Source organism: Streptomyces sp. NPDC028368 (assembly GCF_055565615.1).
On record NZ_JBVHTY010000015.1, the window covers coordinates 85,000 to 101,646 of the forward strand.

General features: G+C 68.0%; 15 protein-coding genes and 1 pseudogene. 10 read left to right on the forward strand and 6 right to left on the reverse strand.

Annotated features, from left to right (window positions below; all coding sequences use genetic code 11):
• Positions 1-350: 350 nt before the first annotated feature.
• Positions 351-1,289 (reverse strand): helix-turn-helix transcriptional regulator, encoded by a 939-nt coding sequence (locus ACZ4S3_RS30040; RefSeq protein ID WP_467939645.1) that lies wholly within the window; start codon positions 1,287-1,289, stop codon positions 351-353.
• Positions 1,290-1,387: 98 nt separating this feature from the next.
• On the opposite strand from ACZ4S3_RS30040, the gene ACZ4S3_RS30045 reads away from it, so the two are divergent.
• From ACZ4S3_RS30045 to ACZ4S3_RS30060, 4 genes and pseudogenes are all read left to right on the forward strand, one after another.
• The gene (locus ACZ4S3_RS30045) at positions 1,388-2,188 is read left to right on the forward strand and encodes an NAD(P)H-dependent oxidoreductase (protein ID WP_467939647.1); all 801 of its coding nucleotides are present in this window, start codon (positions 1,388-1,390) and stop codon (positions 2,186-2,188) included.
• A 356-nt stretch (positions 2,189-2,544) separates the two neighbouring features.
• A pseudogene (locus tag ACZ4S3_RS30050) lies at positions 2,545-2,831 on the forward strand (IS5/IS1182 family transposase); the annotation flags it as partial.
• Positions 2,832-3,134: 303 nt separating this feature from the next.
• A complete protein-coding gene (gene helR / locus ACZ4S3_RS30055; protein ID WP_467939887.1) occupies positions 3,135-5,321 on the forward strand; it encodes an RNA polymerase recycling motor ATPase HelR in 2,187 nt (728 codons plus the stop codon).
• Between the two features lie 679 nt (positions 5,322-6,000).
• A complete protein-coding gene (locus tag ACZ4S3_RS30060) occupies positions 6,001-6,822 on the forward strand; it encodes a class I SAM-dependent methyltransferase (protein WP_467939649.1) in 822 nt (273 codons plus the stop codon).
• Positions 6,823-7,044: 222 nt separating this feature from the next.
• Here ACZ4S3_RS30060 and ACZ4S3_RS30065 read toward each other — a convergent pair whose 3' ends face one another.
• Both ACZ4S3_RS30065 and ACZ4S3_RS30070 read right to left on the reverse strand, forming a co-directional pair.
• Positions 7,045-8,031: an LLM class flavin-dependent oxidoreductase gene (locus tag ACZ4S3_RS30065; RefSeq protein WP_467939651.1), complete on the reverse strand. Its 987-nt coding sequence runs from the start codon at positions 8,029-8,031 to the stop codon at positions 7,045-7,047.
• Between the two features lie 358 nt (positions 8,032-8,389).
• Positions 8,390-9,118: an SDR family NAD(P)-dependent oxidoreductase gene (locus tag ACZ4S3_RS30070; protein ID WP_467939653.1), complete on the reverse strand. Its 729-nt coding sequence runs from the start codon at positions 9,116-9,118 to the stop codon at positions 8,390-8,392.
• A 454-nt stretch (positions 9,119-9,572) separates the two neighbouring features.
• Between ACZ4S3_RS30070 and ACZ4S3_RS30075 the strand changes: the two genes are divergently transcribed.
• The 4 genes from ACZ4S3_RS30075 to ACZ4S3_RS30090 all read left to right on the forward strand — a co-directional run bounded on the left by ACZ4S3_RS30075 (position 9,573) and on the right by ACZ4S3_RS30090 (position 12,597).
• Entirely contained in the window at positions 9,573-10,055 is a 483-nt protein-coding gene (locus ACZ4S3_RS30075) for a hypothetical protein (RefSeq protein WP_467939655.1), read from the forward strand.
• 86 nt (positions 10,056-10,141) lie between these two features.
• Entirely contained in the window at positions 10,142-10,282 is a 141-nt protein-coding gene (locus ACZ4S3_RS30080; RefSeq protein ID WP_467939657.1) for a hypothetical protein, read from the forward strand.
• Between the two features lie 259 nt (positions 10,283-10,541).
• A complete protein-coding gene (locus tag ACZ4S3_RS30085) occupies positions 10,542-11,513 on the forward strand; it encodes an alpha/beta fold hydrolase (RefSeq protein WP_467939659.1) in 972 nt (323 codons plus the stop codon).
• Positions 11,514-11,682: 169 nt separating this feature from the next.
• Entirely contained in the window at positions 11,683-12,597 is a 915-nt protein-coding gene (locus tag ACZ4S3_RS30090; protein ID WP_467939661.1) for an NmrA family NAD(P)-binding protein, read from the forward strand.
• A gap of 395 nt (positions 12,598-12,992) precedes the next feature.
• Here ACZ4S3_RS30090 and ACZ4S3_RS30095 read toward each other — a convergent pair whose 3' ends face one another.
• The 3 genes from ACZ4S3_RS30095 to ACZ4S3_RS30105 form a co-directional block, all read right to left on the reverse strand.
• Positions 12,993-13,394 (reverse strand): nuclear transport factor 2 family protein, encoded by a 402-nt coding sequence (locus tag ACZ4S3_RS30095; protein WP_467939663.1) that lies wholly within the window; start codon positions 13,392-13,394, stop codon positions 12,993-12,995.
• A 267-nt stretch (positions 13,395-13,661) separates the two neighbouring features.
• Complete coding sequence (locus ACZ4S3_RS30100; RefSeq protein ID WP_467939665.1) at positions 13,662-14,693, reverse strand: glucose 1-dehydrogenase; 1,032 nt, start codon at positions 14,691-14,693, stop codon at positions 13,662-13,664.
• Between the two features lie 28 nt (positions 14,694-14,721).
• The gene (locus tag ACZ4S3_RS30105) at positions 14,722-15,465 is read right to left on the reverse strand and encodes an SDR family NAD(P)-dependent oxidoreductase (RefSeq protein ID WP_467939667.1); all 744 of its coding nucleotides are present in this window, start codon (positions 15,463-15,465) and stop codon (positions 14,722-14,724) included.
• 137 nt (positions 15,466-15,602) lie between these two features.
• Between ACZ4S3_RS30105 and ACZ4S3_RS30110 the strand changes: the two genes are divergently transcribed.
• Complete coding sequence (locus ACZ4S3_RS30110; protein ID WP_467939669.1) at positions 15,603-16,196, forward strand: TetR/AcrR family transcriptional regulator; 594 nt, start codon at positions 15,603-15,605, stop codon at positions 16,194-16,196.
• Positions 16,197-16,290: 94 nt separating this feature from the next.
• Positions 16,291-16,413 carry a hypothetical protein gene (locus ACZ4S3_RS30115; protein WP_467939671.1) on the forward strand — a complete coding sequence of 41 codons (123 nt, stop codon included), beginning with the start codon at positions 16,291-16,293 and terminating at the stop codon, positions 16,411-16,413.
• Positions 16,414-16,647: the final 234 nt, after the last annotated feature.

Here is a 16,647-nt window from a genome sequence, read left to right on the forward strand (position 1 = left end):
AATGCCCGACGAGCCGGAGGACACCGAGGCCTGCCGCGACCTGCCCGAGGAGGTGCTGCGCCAACTGTGCGCCCACCGCGACGAGCTGGAGGCGATGAACAGTACCGAGACCCGGTTGCCACCGGGCTGTCGACCGACACCGGCCGCCGCCCCGGCGAGGTCCTCACCCTCGGCTACGACTGCCTCCAGCAGCGCGTCCGAGAGCACTCCCCCACCACCGAACCGGAGAGGCCGAAGCTGTTGCCCAGGCCGAGGACCAACCCGAACGGCACCAAGCCACTGAACGACATCCGCACCGCCCGCCGCACCTGGGGACTCCCTGCCCGACTTCGGCAGGCCGGACGCCTCCGTTACAGCCGTACGGCCAGCCTGGCGAGGGCAACGGCGTCCTGGCTGTCCTGCTCAGCACTGAACACGTGCACCACCAGGCCCGTCTCGCTGGGCGCGGCCGGCACGTGCAGGGTCTCGAAGTCCAGGGTGAGCAGACCGGCCTCCGGGTGCCGCAGCCGCTTGCGCCCCGCCGCGCACATGACGATCTCGCCGGTGGCCCAGATTCGCCGGAACTCGGCGCTGTGCGCGGATAGTTCGGTGATGAGTGCGGCCAGTTCCGCGTCGTCGGGGTAACGCCCTGCGGAGACCCGCAGCTGGCCTACGGACTCGGCTGCCCTGTCCTCCCACTCGGGGTGGACGAGCCGGGAGGCGGGGTCGAGGAAGAGGTACCTGGCGTTGTTCCGGCCGCGGCGGCCCGGGTCGCCCAGGCCGCCGATCAGTTCGGCGCCCAGACCGTTCCAGGCCACCACGTCGAGGCGGTGGTTCGTAGCGAAGGCCGGGAGGTCGGCCATGGCGTCCAGGGCCCGCTGGAGCACGGAGCTGACCCGGGCCTTGGGCGCGGGTTCGCGCCGGGCGCCGGCCAGGGTGGCCAGGTGCCTGCGCTCTGCCGCGTCCAGGCCGAGCGCCCTGGCGAGTGCATCGAGCACCTCGGGGGACGGCTGGGTGGCCCGGCCCTGTTCGAGGCGTACGTAGTAGTCCACGCTGATCCCAGCCAGCTGGGCCAACTCCTCGCGGCGCAGCCCGCGCACGCGCCGACGGCCGCCGCCGGCGATCCCGACGTGCTCCGGCGCGACGCGCCCACGGCGGGCGCGCAGAAAGCCGCCGAGTGCCCGCCGGGTGTCGCCGATCCCGTCGACCCCGTCGATCCGGTCGGCGTTCCTGGTGCGATCGATTCCGTCGCCGTTCTCGGTGGGGTTGGCTATGCCGTCTGTCTGCTTGATCTGGTCCACGCCGTCCATGCGCTCAAGTATGGGTGGTCCTCGCAGTACCAGGACCGGGGGTCCACCGGCCGAACGGGGTGCTGGCTACCCGTCCGGGCCTGCGAGAACGTGACGGCATGACCGATGCCACGCCGCAGCAGCAGCGGCAAAAGAAGATCCTCGTCGTCAGCGCCCACCCCGAACCCCATTCGCTCAACTCCTCTCTGACCGCCTTCGCGGTCGAGCACTTGCGCGCGGCAGGGCACGAGGTACGGGTGTCCGACCTCTACGCGATGAAGTGGAAGGCGGCGCTGGACGCCGACGACGTCCCCGACCACCCCGCGGACCAGCGGCTGCACGTGCTGGCCGCCCACGAGCGGGCCACGCTGGCGGGCCGGCTTTCGCCCGACATCGCGGCCGAGCAGGAGAAGGTGCGCTGGTCGGACGCGGTGATCCTGCAGTTCCCGCTGTGGTGGTTCTCCGTGCCCGCGATACTCAAGGGCTGGTTCGACCGGGTGTTCACCTTCGGGTTCGCTCACGGCCCGGCAGTCGGCCCGCCCTACAGTGAGGGCGCCCTGGCGGGGCGGCGTGCGCTGGTGTCGGCGACGATCGGCGCCCAGGAGTCGGGGTTCTCCGACCGGGGCATCCACGGGCGGCTCGCGGACGTCCTCCATCCGGTGCAGCACGGCCTGTTCTGGTTCACCGGCATGGCGCCGCTCGAACCGTTCGCGGTGTACGGCGCCAACGAGCTGCCCACGGAGCGGTTCGCGGCGGCGCAGCGGGAGTACGGGCAACGGCTCGACGGGCTCTTCACGGACGAGCCGGTCCCGTTCCGGTCGCTCGTCGGCGGCGACTACGACCGCGACATGCGGCTGCTGCCGGGCGTGGAGGCACCCGGGACGAACGGACTGGAGATCCACCTCCGCCCGCACGGCTGAGCGGCTGGCCCGCTCCCGCGCCCTCGGCCGGGCGCATTCGCCTCACCGACGTTCCCCACCCCACGGGATGGGGAACGAGAGCACGTCTGGCGAACAGGGTCCGGCGCAGGGTGCACAGGGCTGGGGAATTTCAGGGCTCTGACCGCAGTTGCGTGAATGATCTTGTGGAGAGGTGGCGGATCAAGTGCCGCCTGTGCACCACTCGGTCAGGTCATGCGGATGCCTGTGGATCTGCGCGTCCCAGCACGTCGGCGAGGGGAGTGCCGGTTCGGGGCCGGTTTCACCGACGCCCAGGTGGCTCAGGATCAGATCGACCTGCATCCAAGTCGGGTCAGCTCGCGGTGAGTTGGGGGGTCGTGCGCGAGCGTGGCGGGAACGGCCCCGGTGATGGTGTCAGGCCCTGGCGCCTGCCGCTGGCGGACCGGCCGCTTCTGGCCCTGGAACCGGCCTTGCACCCAGCCGACGCGCTGGAACGGTTGTGGAGCGAGGACGGCCCGTTGATCCCGGTCCCCGACCGGAAGGGCGGCGCCTCCTCACGTCACTACCGGCTCTCGTAAACGTACAGGTCATCATCGACATCGATGCCGACAACCGCCTGGTGGTCGCCGCGGCCCACCCGCTGCCCGGCACCACCGCCGACGCGGACCTGAGCCGGTGTCGCGCCGGGAAGGCAGGGAGGAGTACCCACTCCTTGCCACTTTCAACTTATAGCGCACTGGGGGGCTTGCGGCAAGGCCCTGGTCGTGGGGCACAATCGCGGGCCGAGGCCAGAACCTGCAGAAATGAGAGATTCGCGAAGTGTGTGCGCTGTTGTCGGTTTATGGATCGTGCAGTGAAGTCGAGTCGGTGGTGGGACGCGCACTGCGGGTGCGGGCACTCGACACCGAGATGCGGGTGTGCGCGCCGTCGAACGTCGCGGCAGCGACCACGGATCGGAGCTGATGACATGAACCCCCTGACCACCACCGCGTTCGACCTTCCCGACCGCCTCTCCCACAAGGCCGATCCGGCGCTGATCGACGGCGACGAGCAACACTTCGCGGCCATCGCAGAGAGCCTCGAGCAAGCGATCGCCGAGCTGTCCGACCGCCTCGAGGCCGAGCGCAGGGCTCCCGGCGGCATCGGCCGGGCGGCGATGGACCGGGACACGGAGATCCACCGGCTGACCGGTCGCCTGCGCGCCTTGCGTCGCTTCGGCCTGGACCTGTGCCTCGGGCGCATCGTCAGCGCGGACGCCGCCAAGCCCGTGTACATCGGACGACTCGGCCTCACCGACAGCTCGGGCCGTCGGCTGCTGCTCGACTGGCGCTCCCCCGCGGCTGAACCGTTCTTCGCGGCGACCCACGCCAACCCGATGAGCCTGGCCAGCCGCCGCAGGTACCGCTGGACCCGCGGCCGGATCAGCGACTACTGGGACGAGGTGTTCACCGCCGACGGGCTCGAAGGGCATGCCGCGCTCGACGACCAATCCGCCTTCATCGCCAGCCTGGGCAGCAATCGGTCGGACCGGATGCGCGACGTGCTTGGCACCATCCAGGCCGACCAGGACGCCATCATCCGAGCGGGATCCCGCGGCGCTCTGGTCGTCGACGGCGGCCCGGGTACGGGCAAGACCGTCGTCGCCCTGCACCGCACGGCCCACCTCCTCTACTCCGATCCTCGTCTCGGTCACCGTCGGGGCGGCGTACTGTTCGTCGGTCCGCACCAGCCCTACCTGGCCTACGTCGCCGACGTCCTCCCCAGCCTCGGAGAGGAGGGCGTGCAGACCTGCACCGTGCGGGACCTCGTCGCCGAGGGAGCCGGAGCAGCGCTCGAGAGCGACCCGGACGTGGCCCGTCTGAAGTCGTCCGCGAACATGGTGAAGGCGATAGAGCCTGCCGTCGGCATCTACGAAGAGCCGCCCACCAAGGGGATGACCGTCTCGACCCACTGGTCCGACATCTGGCTGAGCGCCGACGATTGGGCCGCGGCGTTCGACGCACCGGAACCAGGTACTCCGCACAACGAAGCGCGCGACCAGATCTGGGCGGAACTGGTCACGATCCTGCTGGACAAGCACGACGGCGACGCCGACGGCGATGACGACGTCTCGCCCGACCTGTTCCGCAGGTCGCTGCAGCAGAACAGGGAGCTGGTCGGGACCCTCAACCGCGCGTGGCCGATGCTCGAACCGACCGACCTCGTCGGCGACCTGTGGTCGGTACCCGCCTACCTGCGCAAGTGCGCTCCTTGGCTCAGCATCGACGAGATTCGGAAGCTGCAGCGCGAGGACGCCCAGGCCTGGACGGTCTCCGACCTGCCGCTCCTGGACGCGGCACGGCAGCGGCTCGGCGACCCGGAGGCGGCACGGCGCAAGCGTCGGGACGAGGCCATCCTCGCCGCCCAGCGCGAGCGCATGGCGCAGGTCGTCGACAACCTGATCGACGCCGCGGCCGACTCCGGCGCCGACGGTGACGACGGCGAAGGCCTGGTGACGATGCTGCGCGGTGAGGACGCCGGGGTCAGCCTGGTCGACGAGACCGCACTGCCCAGTACCGAACCGGACCTGCTCGCCGGCCCGTTCGCGCACATCATCGTGGACGAGGCGCAAGAACTGACCGACGCGGAGTGGCAGATGCTGCTGCTCCGCTGCCCGTCCCGGAGCTTCACGATTGTCGGGGACCGTGCCCAGGCCAGGCACGGGTTCACGGAGTCCTGGCAGGAACGGCTCGAGCGGATCGGGCTCGACCGGATCAACGTGGCCTCCCTGAGCATCAACTACCGCACGCCGGAAGAGGTCATGGCGGAGGCCGAGCTGGTCATCCGAGCCGAGCTCCCGAACGCCAATGTGCCGACCTCCATCCGCAGCAGCGGCATCCCCGTCGTCCACGGATCTGTTGCGGATCTGGACGCGATCCTCGGCACCTGGCTCGCTGCGCATGCCGACGGGATCGCCTGCGTCATCGGCGATCCCACGTTCCGAGCGACGCCCCGCGTCCGGTCGCTGACCCCGGAGCTCTCTAAGGGGCTCGAGTTCGACCTGGTCGTCCTCGTCGACCCGGAGGAGTTCGGTAAGGGGGTCGAAGGAGCGGTCGACCGCTATGTCGCGATGACCCGGGCGACCCAGCAGCTCGTCATCCTCACGAGCTCCTGACGTCGACCAGGACAACGTGATCGCCGCCCGACGATCATGAGGACCGCCAGCGCAGGAGTCTGCCTGGGCTGCGCGGTCCGCGCCGGGCCTAGACAGCCGCCGATGACGATCCGGGTGTGAGAGAGGTCGACGATCCGGGTGTGAGGGAGGTCGACGACCCGGCCGAGCGGGAGCAGGCCCTCGGGCGTTGCGGCGCGGTAGCCGAGGATCGTGGGCTCGGGACCGCCGCCGTGGTGGCCACGCCGACGCCGCACCGGCAAGGCAACAGCGCTGTTGCCCTCCCCTTGACTGTTGTATGCCCACTGAGCAGGCCAAAGGTTGCCTGGAATCCCCAGCACGGGTCTGGGAACTGGCTGGCCTGGGTGAGGTCAGCCCGGGATGATCAAGTTCATGGCACGTGGGGACCTGTCGCATGAACAATGGGCGCTGCTGGAACGGGTGTTGCCGGTTGCCGGTTGCGGTTGCCGGGGTGGGTAGGCCGGCAACCGGCAGGCGAGACTGATCCATGGGGTCCGGTGGCGGGGTACGGACCGGGGCCCCCGAGGCGCGACCTCCCGCCGCGTACGGGCCCTGAGTATCGGTCGCATCGCCAACGGGCCGACCATCCGGATGGCGGGTCGCACGCCAGCGCCAGTCACCACGGCAGGCAAGCTCTGACCCTCGCGGTCATACTGGAGTGGTGCGGCATGGGCATACCGGGCGCTACGGCGAGGACGCCTTCCGCCCGGAGGAGACCGGCGAGGCCGCCCGCATCGATCTGGGTGCGCTCGCCTACGACGAGGTGACCGCGGCACGGCTGACGGCACTGGGCGCCGGCCCCGGCTGGCACTGCCTGGACGTCGGAGCCGGGACCGGCACCGTAGCGCGGTGGCTGCTGGAGTCGGCGGGTGTCACCTCCGTCCTCGCCGTTGACCGGGACACCCGGCTCCTGCCGGCCGACCACCCACCAGGGCTGGTGGTCCAGACCGCCGACATCACCGCACCGGACTTCGACCCCGGCCGCTTCCACCTCGTCCACGCCCGCTTCGTCCTGATGCATCTGCGCTCCTGGCGGCGCATGATCGCCGGCCTGGCTTCCCTGCTCGTCCCAGGTGGAGTGCTGGTGCTCAGCGACGCCGTCGATCTGACCACCGCCTCCGCGCCGGCCACCCCGTACACCGTGGTCATGCGCGCGATGTGGCAGGCGCTACGGCAGACCATCGGCACGGACATCTCCTGGGTACCGGAGTACCCGTACTTCCTTCTGGAGGAGAGCCTGCACTCGGTGGCCGCCGAAATCCACGTACCGCCGCTGCTCCCCGACAGTCCGCTCAATCGCTTCTGGGCCGACACCTGGGAGCGCACCCGGGGCGCCATCCTGGCGACGGGCCAGGTCGACGAGCCACAGCTCGAACGGGCCCGGCACGCCCTGTCCTCCCCTGATTCCGCCGCCCTCTCCCCCGGCATGCTCACCACCTGGGGCTGGAAGCCCCAGCACTCCGTCGGCACCCCACACCCGTGACCGGCCCCTGACAGCTAGCCTCGTTCCACCGATCAATTGCCGTTCCAAGCACTGAACTTGACGACACGTATGCCCACTGAACTGGAACGACGAGGGTTTCCTACGGTTCCACATACGCAGGTCGAGAGAGCATCCGCGAGATGCCGTCTTCTAGCGTGCGCGGCGGCCCGCAAAATCACCGTAAGCGATCACCCCCCGTCCCCACGATGACCGGCAATTCAGCTATACGTCGCGGGCGATGGAGATGAAGCGTTCGAGTTCGCCGGGGATGTCGGGACCGGTGGGCTGGTAGACGATTTCGGTGATGCCGTCTCGTGCGTAGGCGCTGAGCTGGTCTCGGATGCGGTCGGGGGTGCCGGTGACGGTGGTGGAGGTGATTGCCTGCCAGCTTCCGGCGTTCCAGGCGGCGTTGTCCGCTGCGTTGAGGTCGGTGAGGTGCTGATCGTGTACGGCGAGGTGGCGTTCGGTGCGGGGATGGGCGGTGATCGCATCGAGCCAGGCTTGTCCGCCGGGGAGGGTGGTGGGGTCGCCGCCGAATTCGTAGGCGGCGTGGTAGGCCAGTGCGTTGCCGGGGCCGGCGGCGGCGCGGACGCGGGGGGAATCGAGTGGTTCGTCTTCGCTCAGGACGGTGCCGTGGATGGCTAGGGCGGCCCAGGTGAATTCGTGGGCGTGGGCAGTTTCGCCGTTGACGGTGAACAGGCCGTCAGCGATCTCGTGGGAAACAGCGAGACCTTTGGGGCCGATAGCTGATACCAGCACAGGGATGTCGATGGGTCGCTGCGGTGCGTTCGTGCCGGGATGCATCATGCGCATGGGAGCGCCGTCCCATTCCACGGTGTCACCGTGCAGCAGACTGCGTACCGTCCGGACGTACCTGCTGAGGTAGGACCAGGTGGCCGGGGGTGCGCCGAGGGCGCGCGTGCCGTTGAAGCCGGTGCCGAAGGCGAGGGCCACTCGGTCGGGTGCGAGGGCGGCGAGGGTGGCGGCGCCGGAGGCGTTGACCATCGGATGGCGGAGCGTCGGGACGAGGACACCGGGGGCGAGGCCGATGCGGTGGGTGCGTTCGGCGGCCAGCGCGAGCATCGCCCAGACGTCGGGGCTTTGGGCGGGGGTGTCGTGGAGCCAGGCGCGGTGGTAGCCCAACTGCTCAGCGACGGCGATGTGTTCGGGAGAGTGCAGAGATGTGGCGAACTGGCAGGACACGTCCATCGGTCAGGCTCCTTGGAGAGAAAGGAAATCCCACCTCCCAGAATCACCCCTGGGACTCTGAGCTGGGCGGGAACTTGGCGGTCACGAAAACACTGTGGCTGTGGCAGATTCCGCCGACGCGCACGACAACCCGTGCAACCCGTACCTCCCATGCAACCCGTACCTGGTCGGGGCCGGCTGTGGCACTTCACGATCAATGATCTCGAACGGCCCGCCGATGGCAGTCACCTGCGCGACTCGACAGGCACTCATCTGTATCCCCGTCTTGGGGTGTGGGTCTGAATCTGAAGCTCTACGCCGGCATGTGGCCACGACGGCCCCGCGAACTGAACGACAGATCAGATGCGTCGTTGCGGTATTAGATTTGCGCTCTGCCGCCATCGACGAACAGTTCGATTCCCGTGACGAAGCTGGAGTCATCCGAGGCCAGAAATAGCGCCGCCTTGGCAACTTCATCAGGCTCCCCCATACGGCCCATCGGAATGGTGGACGCGATCTTCGCGATGGCGTCTTGAGGTTGCATCGCCACAAGCGGCGTTTCGATCGGGCCAGGACTGAGGACATTGCAACGGATACGGCGATCCTTCAGTTCCACTGTCCACCCTCGGACGAAATTTCGGATGGCAGCCTTGCTCGCACCGTAGACCGAGAACGCGGAGGTTCCCTTGACGCTCGCAACGGAGCCCATGAGAATGACAGAAGCGCCATCGTTCAATAGCGGTAGGGCCTTTTGCACCGTGAAGAGCGCACCCTTCACATTGATGTTGAAAATTTTGTCGAAATGCTCTTCCGTGACGTCTTCCAGCGAAGCGAACTCACCTAGACCGGCGTTGGCGCAAACAATATCGATTCGCCCCTTTGTCTTGACGGTCTCGTAGAGGCGGTCAAGGTCCGCCAGTTCGGCGACGTCACCCTGAACGCCGGATACGTTGCTGCCGATTGCCTTCACGGCATCGTCGAGTTCTTTCTGGCGGCGGCCCGTGATGAAGACATAAGCGCCCTCTCTGACGAAGAGCTTTGCCGTGGCCAGTCCGATCCCCGCGGTGCCGCCGGTGATGACCGCCACCTTTCCCTGCAACTTGCCCATGGCCGCCACTCCCGACATTCTCAAGTATGACTGGTCGGATGGTCCGAGTTCATCCCGGATGCCGCGAACATCATAGTTCGGGGAGATCAGCTGAAGCCGATATGCCCACGCCCAATGGCGAATTAGAGCGCCAATCGGCGGTCCTGCGCCAAGGCCCTAAAGGCCGTGTCCTACATGACTGTTGATCGTTGGCGGGAGAGCAGGCGGCCGCGAACGCGTGGGGTGTATATATGACGTCCGTTTCCCCTCGTCAGGGACCGATTCGTGTCGGTGTCGTAGGCCTGAGCGCGAGGGGCGGGTGGGCGGCCACCGCCCATGTGCCGGCGCTGGCCGGGCTCGACGGATACGAGTTGCGGGCGCTCAGCGCCAGCAGCGACGAGTCGGCGCGTGCGGCAGGCGAGAAGTATGCGGTGCCGCTGACCTTATTGAGAACCTGCGTCCCCAGGTCACCCACGTGACGAGCGGGGCGGTCGCGGCCAAGAGTGCCGAGGACCAGATCGCCGTCACCGGTCTGCTCGAATCGGGCGCCGTGGCCGCTATGCACTTCCGTGGCGGCACTTCCCGCGCCACCGAGTTTCACTGGGAGATCAACGGCACCGAAGGTGATCTCGTCGTCAAGGCCGACCAGGCTCAGTGGTGGTGCGGGCAGCTGCGGTTGTACGGCGCCGGAGGCAACGACGGCATCTTGACCGAACTTCCGGTTCCCGCCCGCTACCAGCGGTCGCTGACGCAATGGACCGAGCGATCCGCCGAGCCCGCCTACAACGTCGCCCACGAGTACGCGCTTCTGCGCGACCAGATCACCGGGAGCCGTGCACCGGACGCGGACGGCGTTCCCACCTTCCGGCACGCGGTCCGGCGGCACGGCATGCTGGAAAAGATCCGAGAGGCGGCACGGACCGGCCGGAAGGTCACACTCGCAGAGCAAGGCTCGTAGGAGCGTGCCCTACATGGTGAGGTTGCGGAAGCGTTTGTAGCAGTCGAGGGCGGCCGCCGGCCCAAGAAGGGCCAGGTAGTTGCCCGGTGACGCTCGTAGCGGTGGTTGAGTTTCAGCGCCTGGCTATCGTGCAGATTGAGGAACGGGCCGTGGTAGATGTTCAATATGCCGCACGGATCGCGATGACCGATGGCTCAGGGCTGATGGAGACCGGATCCCGTGAGTGACTTGCCCCCGAGGCGAACGGAAGTACGCGCAGTGGCACGGTTTCTGCGTCGGAAAGCCAGTCGAGCCAGTGCTCTGCGCACGGCCCTGGACGGTCGTCGGAATACACACAGCTCACGACGTAGGCCTTGGAAACCCGTTGACCGCGGCATTCACTCCCACAGCCCACTTTTGTGACCTGGTTGGAGTGCGTGGCCGCGCCTGGCGGTGCGGATGGGTGAACACTCAGATGCCGTAGGCCTCACGGAAGGCGAGAACCAAATGGCAGCTTTTGCGGTCCCCGGCTCACCGCGCCGAATACGTCGCAACCACGTCATCGTGGCCGGGTGCGCCATGGCCCTGTGCACGACCGTGGCAGCCCCTGCCGCCGCGGACGGTGGCACGACCACGACCGCGACCAAACCCACCATCGTGCTGGTGCACGGGGCGTTCGCGGACGCCTCTAGCTGGAACGGGGTCGTCGAGCGGCTCGAACGCCGTGGCTACACCGTCATCGCCCCCGCCAACCCGCTACGCGGGCTGTACAACGACTCCACCTACATCGCCTCCGTGCTGGACAGCATCAAGGGTCCGATCGTGCTGGTGGGTCACTCGTACGGCGGCGCCCTGATCAGCTCGGCCGCCGCGGGCAACCCCCGGGTGAAGTCCCTGGTGTACGTATCGGCACTGATGCCCGACGTGGGCGAGAGCGGCATGTCCCTGGCCGCCAGGTTCCCCAGCGAACTCGGCACCGCCACGAAGTCCGTTCCCTACCGGGTCGGCGGCGGCGTCAGCGGGACCGACCTCTACCTCAAGCCCGACAAGCTCCATCAGGTCTTCGCCGCCGACCTGCCGGAGAGCACCACGCGGGTCATGGCGGTGACCCAACGGCCCGTGGCAACGACCGCGTTCTCGGAGAAGGCCACGGTGGCTGCCTGGAAACACATACCGTCGTGGTTCCTCGTCGCGAAGCAGGACCAGACCATCAACCCCGACCAGGAACGCTTCGAGGCGAAGCGCGCGGGTTCGCACACGGTGGAGATCGACTCCTCCCATGTGGCCATGATCGCCCACCCCGAAGCGGTCACCGACCTCGTTCTCCAAGCCGCCACGGCGGCCGATTCCGTCCGGCCTGGGCTGGCCGACACCGGATCCAGGGCCGAGACCGCCCTCACCGGCATCGCCGCCGCCTCGTTGATCGCGGGCGCAGGAGCCGTCCTCCTCGGTCGCCGGCTGAGGCGCCCCGCGCCCTGACGGCGCTCCAGGGCTCACCCGGGCGCTGGTCCCTCCTGCGCCACCGTCGACCGTAATAGGCGTACGGCCGGCTTCGATGCAGTTTTCCACCGCGCACACCACCGAAGCCCTCACGGGACCACGTCACAGCCACCTCGGTGATCGCCGTCGTACGAGGCCAGGGAGACAGATGCGGAACGCAGACGTCCCGCGGGCGCTGGTCCTCGGGGCCACCGGCCGCACCGGAGCGGCGGTCGTGAGGACTCTGGAGGCGACCGCCGGCCAAGCGGTTCCGGTGCGTGCTTCACGCAGCAAGGCGGCCGTCGAGCAGTGGAACGAGGAGGGGAAGGAAGCGGTCCGCATCGATCTCGATGAGCCCGACACCTTCCCCGGCGCGCTGGAGGGCATCGACCGGGTATTCCTGATGACCGGATACACCTCGGCGATGAACCACCAGACGAAGACGTTGGTGGACGCCGCCGAGGACGCCGGTGTCGGCTTCCTGGTGCACCTGGGCGTGTTCAGCGACGGGCGGTCGACCGACCCGCACTTCGCGTGGCACGAACTGGTGGAGCGCTATATCGCAGGCTCCAAGCTGGCCTGGGCGAATGTGCATCCACATGTGTTCATGGAGAACCTGCTGGGCATCAACCGGCTGCGCGACGGCCAGATGGTGTGGCCGATGGGCGACAAGCAGGTCGGCTGGATCGCCAACGACGACATCGCGGCGGTCGTGGCCAAGGTCCTGGCCGAAGGCCCCAAGACGCATGCGGGTAAGGACTACTACCTGTCCGCCGATCTCCTCAATGGCGCCGAGGTGGCCGAGGTCCTCTCCGCCGCCCTCGGTCGGGAGATCCCCGCGCTGGTCCTGACCCCGGACGATCTGCAGCGCATGATCGACGCGGGGCTGAACACCGCGCCCGCCAACATGGACGCCGCGTACGCTGCCAGCACGCTGATCTGGGCACGACAGACCTACGAGGGCCGGATGGACTACTCCGCGGTCACCACCAGCACGGTCCAGGACCTGCTCGGCCGAGAGCCCATCCATCTCGGTGCGTGGGCCACCACGCACCGTCAGGAACTGCTCGATCAACTGTCCTGACCGTTGCGGCAGAGCGCATGCCAGAGGGAGGCGTACGTGCTGCCGTCCAGCGGCGCGTCGGAGCCGTAAGCGCACTGGCTCTTTCCCTCCACCCGTGCTGTGCGCCGAATCCATGTCGGCGCCGTCAGCTCGAAAGCCTGGTGAGTGCTGGGAGTGTCCCGCCTGTAGAGGCCGACGATCTGTGGCGGCGCCCACACCGCCGGCGCCGTTGCGGCACCGAGCACGGATACCACGAGAGTCACCAAGCGTTGCTCGTACGCCTGCCCGCCGTCGGAATGCGGGCCTGGTTGGGCATGCCTTCGGAGGGAGAGGACCTGCCTGAGCGAGGCGAGTCGGCTCGCGACGATCCGCGGTCGATCGCCGTCGTGAGCGGAAACCTCATGCGGCCGAGCCGGTCAGCGGTCGGGCGGGAAGTGGTCACCGAACATCGGCAGGCCGCTGGCGGTCTCGGCGTGGGTCGCCTCATCCTGCAGGACGTCCCAGTGTTCGGCGAGCTTGCCGTTTTCCATGCGCACCACGTCGGCCGCCACCGAGGCGGCGGGGCTGCCATTGCCGCTGAAGCGGCCGTAGAGCATGACGTGATCGCCTTCGGCGAGGACGAGCTGGTGCTCGTAGCGCAGGGTGTCCGGCAGCGCGCGGATCAGGTCGAACAGACCCGCGCGTCCTGGTGCGATGTGCGCGCTGTGCTGGATGTAGCGCTCGGACCAGAAATGTTCGGCGGCGGCGTAGTCACGCTTGTTGAACAGCGTGTCGAACGCTTCCAGCACCAGTGCTTTGTTCTGTTCGGGAGTAGTCATGTGGTCCTCCTCGCGGTAGCTGCTGCATCCCCTCGCCGCCCATCATCATGTCGATTGACATGGTTTTCTGCACCCACCGCGCCGCCAAGCGCACGCGGCTGATTCTCGCCGACTCGGATATTCGGCAGACATGTCTGTCCAATAGGGAACCGGGCTGCCGCGAGGCTCATCAGCTCTCTTGGATGGCGCGTTCTCCGCCGCCACCGCTGCGGGGGCGCAGCGCGCCTCACCTTGCTGATTGCGGAGCGACCTCCGCGTCTGGGCAGGTCAGTTGGCGGTGTGACCGCCATCGACGTTGAGGATGTGTCCGGTGATGAATGAAGCTTCGTCCGATGCCATGAAAACGATCGCGTCGGCAAGCTCCTTCGGGAGGCCGAGGCGGCCCAACGGAACATCCGCCACCAGAGCCGCCTTGTTCTCCGGTACGCCGGTAAAACGGGTCAGCATGCCGGTGTCTGTAGGACCTGGCGCCACGCCGTTCACGCGGATTCCAGACTTGGCGAGCTCGAGCGCCACGGACTTGGTGATGCCTTCGACGGCATGTTTGCTGCCGACATAGAGGGAGGCTCCCGCCGCACCCTCGTGCCCGTAGGTCGAGGAGATATTGATGATTGTTCCGCTGCCCTGTCCTTGCATGACGCGCACTTCGTGTTTCATGCTCAGGATCACGCCGAGAACATTCGTGTCGAACGTCGCGGCGTAGGTTTCCGCGGTCTGGTCCGTGATCGGGCCGACCTTGCCTTCGGTGCCGGCATTGTTCACCGCGACATCGAGACGGCCGAACTGTGCGACGGTCTCGTCGACCAGAGCGCGGATGTCATCCTCCTTGCGGACGTCCGCGTTGATGAACTCGGCCTCGGAACCGTAAGAGCGAAGCTCCTCGGCGAGCGTCTTGCCTGCGTCATCGCGTCGACCGGCAACGACCACCTTCGCGCCCTTCTTGGCGAAGGCGACGGCGGTGGCGTGGCCGATGCCACTGAGCGCTCCGGTGATCAGAATAACGGGCTTGTTCATTTCAACTCCTGGGCTTCTGTGCTGCCGGGCGACCTGGTCGCGGACGCGTTCGCTCGGACTCGGGTGCGTACTGCTTGGCTGGTTCTTCACCGGCTTCGGCTCGGGGACCTGGTGGTAGCTCAGCCGCGGGGTGGCTCCGTCCGGGGCGAGTGTGGCGAGTTGGGGGCTCGCGCCTTGGGCGACGTCCTGCCCCAGTGCCTCGGCCCATAAGTGGGCGAGTTTCTCGGCTTCGGCGTCAGCGTCGGCAGCGGCGTCGACGCTCAGGCCGTACACGGTGTTGCTCATGAGCGTCTGCCTCTCAGGGCAGACAGGTTCAGATGGCGGTGCGGCCGCCGTCGACGGCGATGGTCGCGCCGGTGACGTAGCCGGCCTTCGGCGAGACAAGGAAGGCGACGACCTCGGCGATCTCGGCGGGCTCGGCGGCGCGCTTCATCGCGGTGGTCTCGGCGAGCGCGTCGAACAGGTCGCGGGCCTCGGGCCGGGTGTAGACCGGGCCGGGGGCGACGGTGTTGAAGCGGACGCCGCGGCCGCTGTACTCGGCGGTCCAGCCCCGCGTCAGTGACGCCAGTGCGGCCTTGGTCGCGCCGTACGCGGCGCCGGTGGCCAGGCCGAGGCTGCCGGCCATGCTGCCGATGTTGATCACGCTGCCCGATCCCTTCGCCGCCATCGCCGGGGCGAACGCGGCGACGAGGAAGAAGGGCGCGCGGACATTGCTGGCGAACATCGCGTCGTACTCGGAGACCTTCATCTCCTCGGTCGGTGCCCAGACGGCTTGCCCGGCGTTGTTGACCAGGACGTCGATCTCGCCGACCTCGCCGGCGAGCCGGTCGATGCCGGCCGGGTCCTCAAGGTCCGCCTCGACGAACCGGGCGTGGCCGCCGGCGGTGGTGATCTCGTTGACGGTCTCGGCGCCGCGCTGAGCGTTGCGGCCGGCCACGACGACAGACATTCCATCGGCAGCGAGCCGCTTGGCGACCGCCCGGCCGATGCCGGACGTAGCCCCGGTGACCAGGGCAGTAATGGGGTGCAGGTCGAGGTTTTCGTGCTCCACAGACATGGGATGCACCTTCCACAACTGTCATCCAGACCGGTCTGTCTGGTAACACTTCCAACCTAGACAGACCTGTCTGGATATGTCAATGGGAAGGCGCGACCAAATCAAAGACAGACAGACCTGTCTGCTACTATGCGGGTATGTCTGAGAAGGTGCTGTCACCGAAGGCACGCAGCGCGGCAGCGCGGGCGCGGCTGCTGGCCGCCGCCAATGAGCTGTTCTACGCCGAGGGTGTCCAGTCGGTCGGGATCGACCGCGTCATCGAGCACGCCGGAGTCGCGAAAGCAACGCTGTACAGCGCATTCGGCAGCAAGGACGGCCTGGTCCGCGCCTACCTGCAGGCACGGCACGCCGCGACCGCCGAGCGCATGGCACACGAACTCGAGACCCGTTACGACACTCCGAAGGAGCGCCTGGTCGGCGCGTTCGAGGTGCAGGGTCTGTCGTTCACCGAGCCGGGATTCCGTGGCTGCGCGTTCATCAGCGCGAGTGCCGACGCCCCACCCGGCGGCGTCGTCGAGCAGGCCGCACAGGACTATCGCACCTGGCTGCATGAGCTGTTCTTCGACCTCGCCCAGCAGGCAGGCGCCAAGGATGCGAAGCCACTCGCCCACCAGCTGGTACTGCTCTACGACGGCGCCGGGATCAGCGCCTGGCTGGACCGCGATCCCAGCGCCGAAACGGCGGCCCGCGCCGTAGCCGCCGCCCTGGTCGACGCCGCCATCCCAGACTGAACCAGCCTTGTTCCCATCTCGCAGCCGACGTCTGCACGTCATGCCGGAGCCGAAGCCGAGTTCCTGCGGGGAGGTACTCCCACTGGGTGTCCGCGTGCAGCACGTAGAGGATCCCGCGCAGCACCTGCCGGTCGTGGACCAGGGCGAGGTGGTCACCGTCGCGGTCGTTGCTGGGCAGCGGAAGCGGCCTTCGGCCTCGGTGACGGCCCGGTCGTAGGCCTCGACGTCCGCGACGTTGCCCTTGAGGTGGCGCGATCTCCCTGAGATTCTCGACTCCTCGCCTGCAGTCTCGCCGGAGGGGACCGCATGACCCAGAAGTCACGACTGACGCCTGATGAGAACGCCTTGTTCGATGAGGAGATCGGACATCGCGGGTACGCTCCGCAAGGGGATGAAGAGGGGGAGCCGGACGTGGCCCCACCCGGGCCCGGGCCCGGTCCCGTCTCCTCGA

What these genes read in the sequence shown, in the direction of transcription:
- ACZ4S3_RS30040 (WP_467939645.1), bottom strand. Translation starts at nt 1,289, where the DNA reads ATGGACGGCGTGGACCAGATCAAGCAGACAGACGGCATAGCCAACCCC.
- ACZ4S3_RS30045 (WP_467939647.1), top strand. Translation starts at nt 1,388, where the DNA reads ATGACCGATGCCACGCCGCAGCAGCAGCGGCAAAAGAAGATCCTCGTC.
- helR (WP_467939887.1), top strand. Translation starts at nt 3,135, where the DNA reads ATGAACCCCCTGACCACCACCGCGTTCGACCTTCCCGACCGCCTCTCC.
- ACZ4S3_RS30065 (WP_467939651.1), bottom strand. Translation starts at nt 8,031, where the DNA reads ATGGACGTGTCCTGCCAGTTCGCCACATCTCTGCACTCTCCCGAACAC.
- ACZ4S3_RS30070 (WP_467939653.1), bottom strand. Translation starts at nt 9,118, where the DNA reads ATGGGCAAGTTGCAGGGAAAGGTGGCGGTCATCACCGGCGGCACCGCG.
- ACZ4S3_RS30085 (WP_467939659.1), top strand. Translation starts at nt 10,542, where the DNA reads ATGGCAGCTTTTGCGGTCCCCGGCTCACCGCGCCGAATACGTCGCAAC.
- ACZ4S3_RS30090 (WP_467939661.1), top strand. Translation starts at nt 11,683, where the DNA reads ATGCGGAACGCAGACGTCCCGCGGGCGCTGGTCCTCGGGGCCACCGGC.
- ACZ4S3_RS30095 (WP_467939663.1), bottom strand. Translation starts at nt 13,394, where the DNA reads ATGACTACTCCCGAACAGAACAAAGCACTGGTGCTGGAAGCGTTCGAC.
- ACZ4S3_RS30100 (WP_467939665.1), bottom strand. Translation starts at nt 14,693, where the DNA reads ATGAGCAACACCGTGTACGGCCTGAGCGTCGACGCCGCTGCCGACGCT.
- ACZ4S3_RS30105 (WP_467939667.1), bottom strand. Translation starts at nt 15,465, where the DNA reads ATGTCTGTGGAGCACGAAAACCTCGACCTGCACCCCATTACTGCCCTG.
- ACZ4S3_RS30110 (WP_467939669.1), top strand. Translation starts at nt 15,603, where the DNA reads ATGTCTGAGAAGGTGCTGTCACCGAAGGCACGCAGCGCGGCAGCGCGG.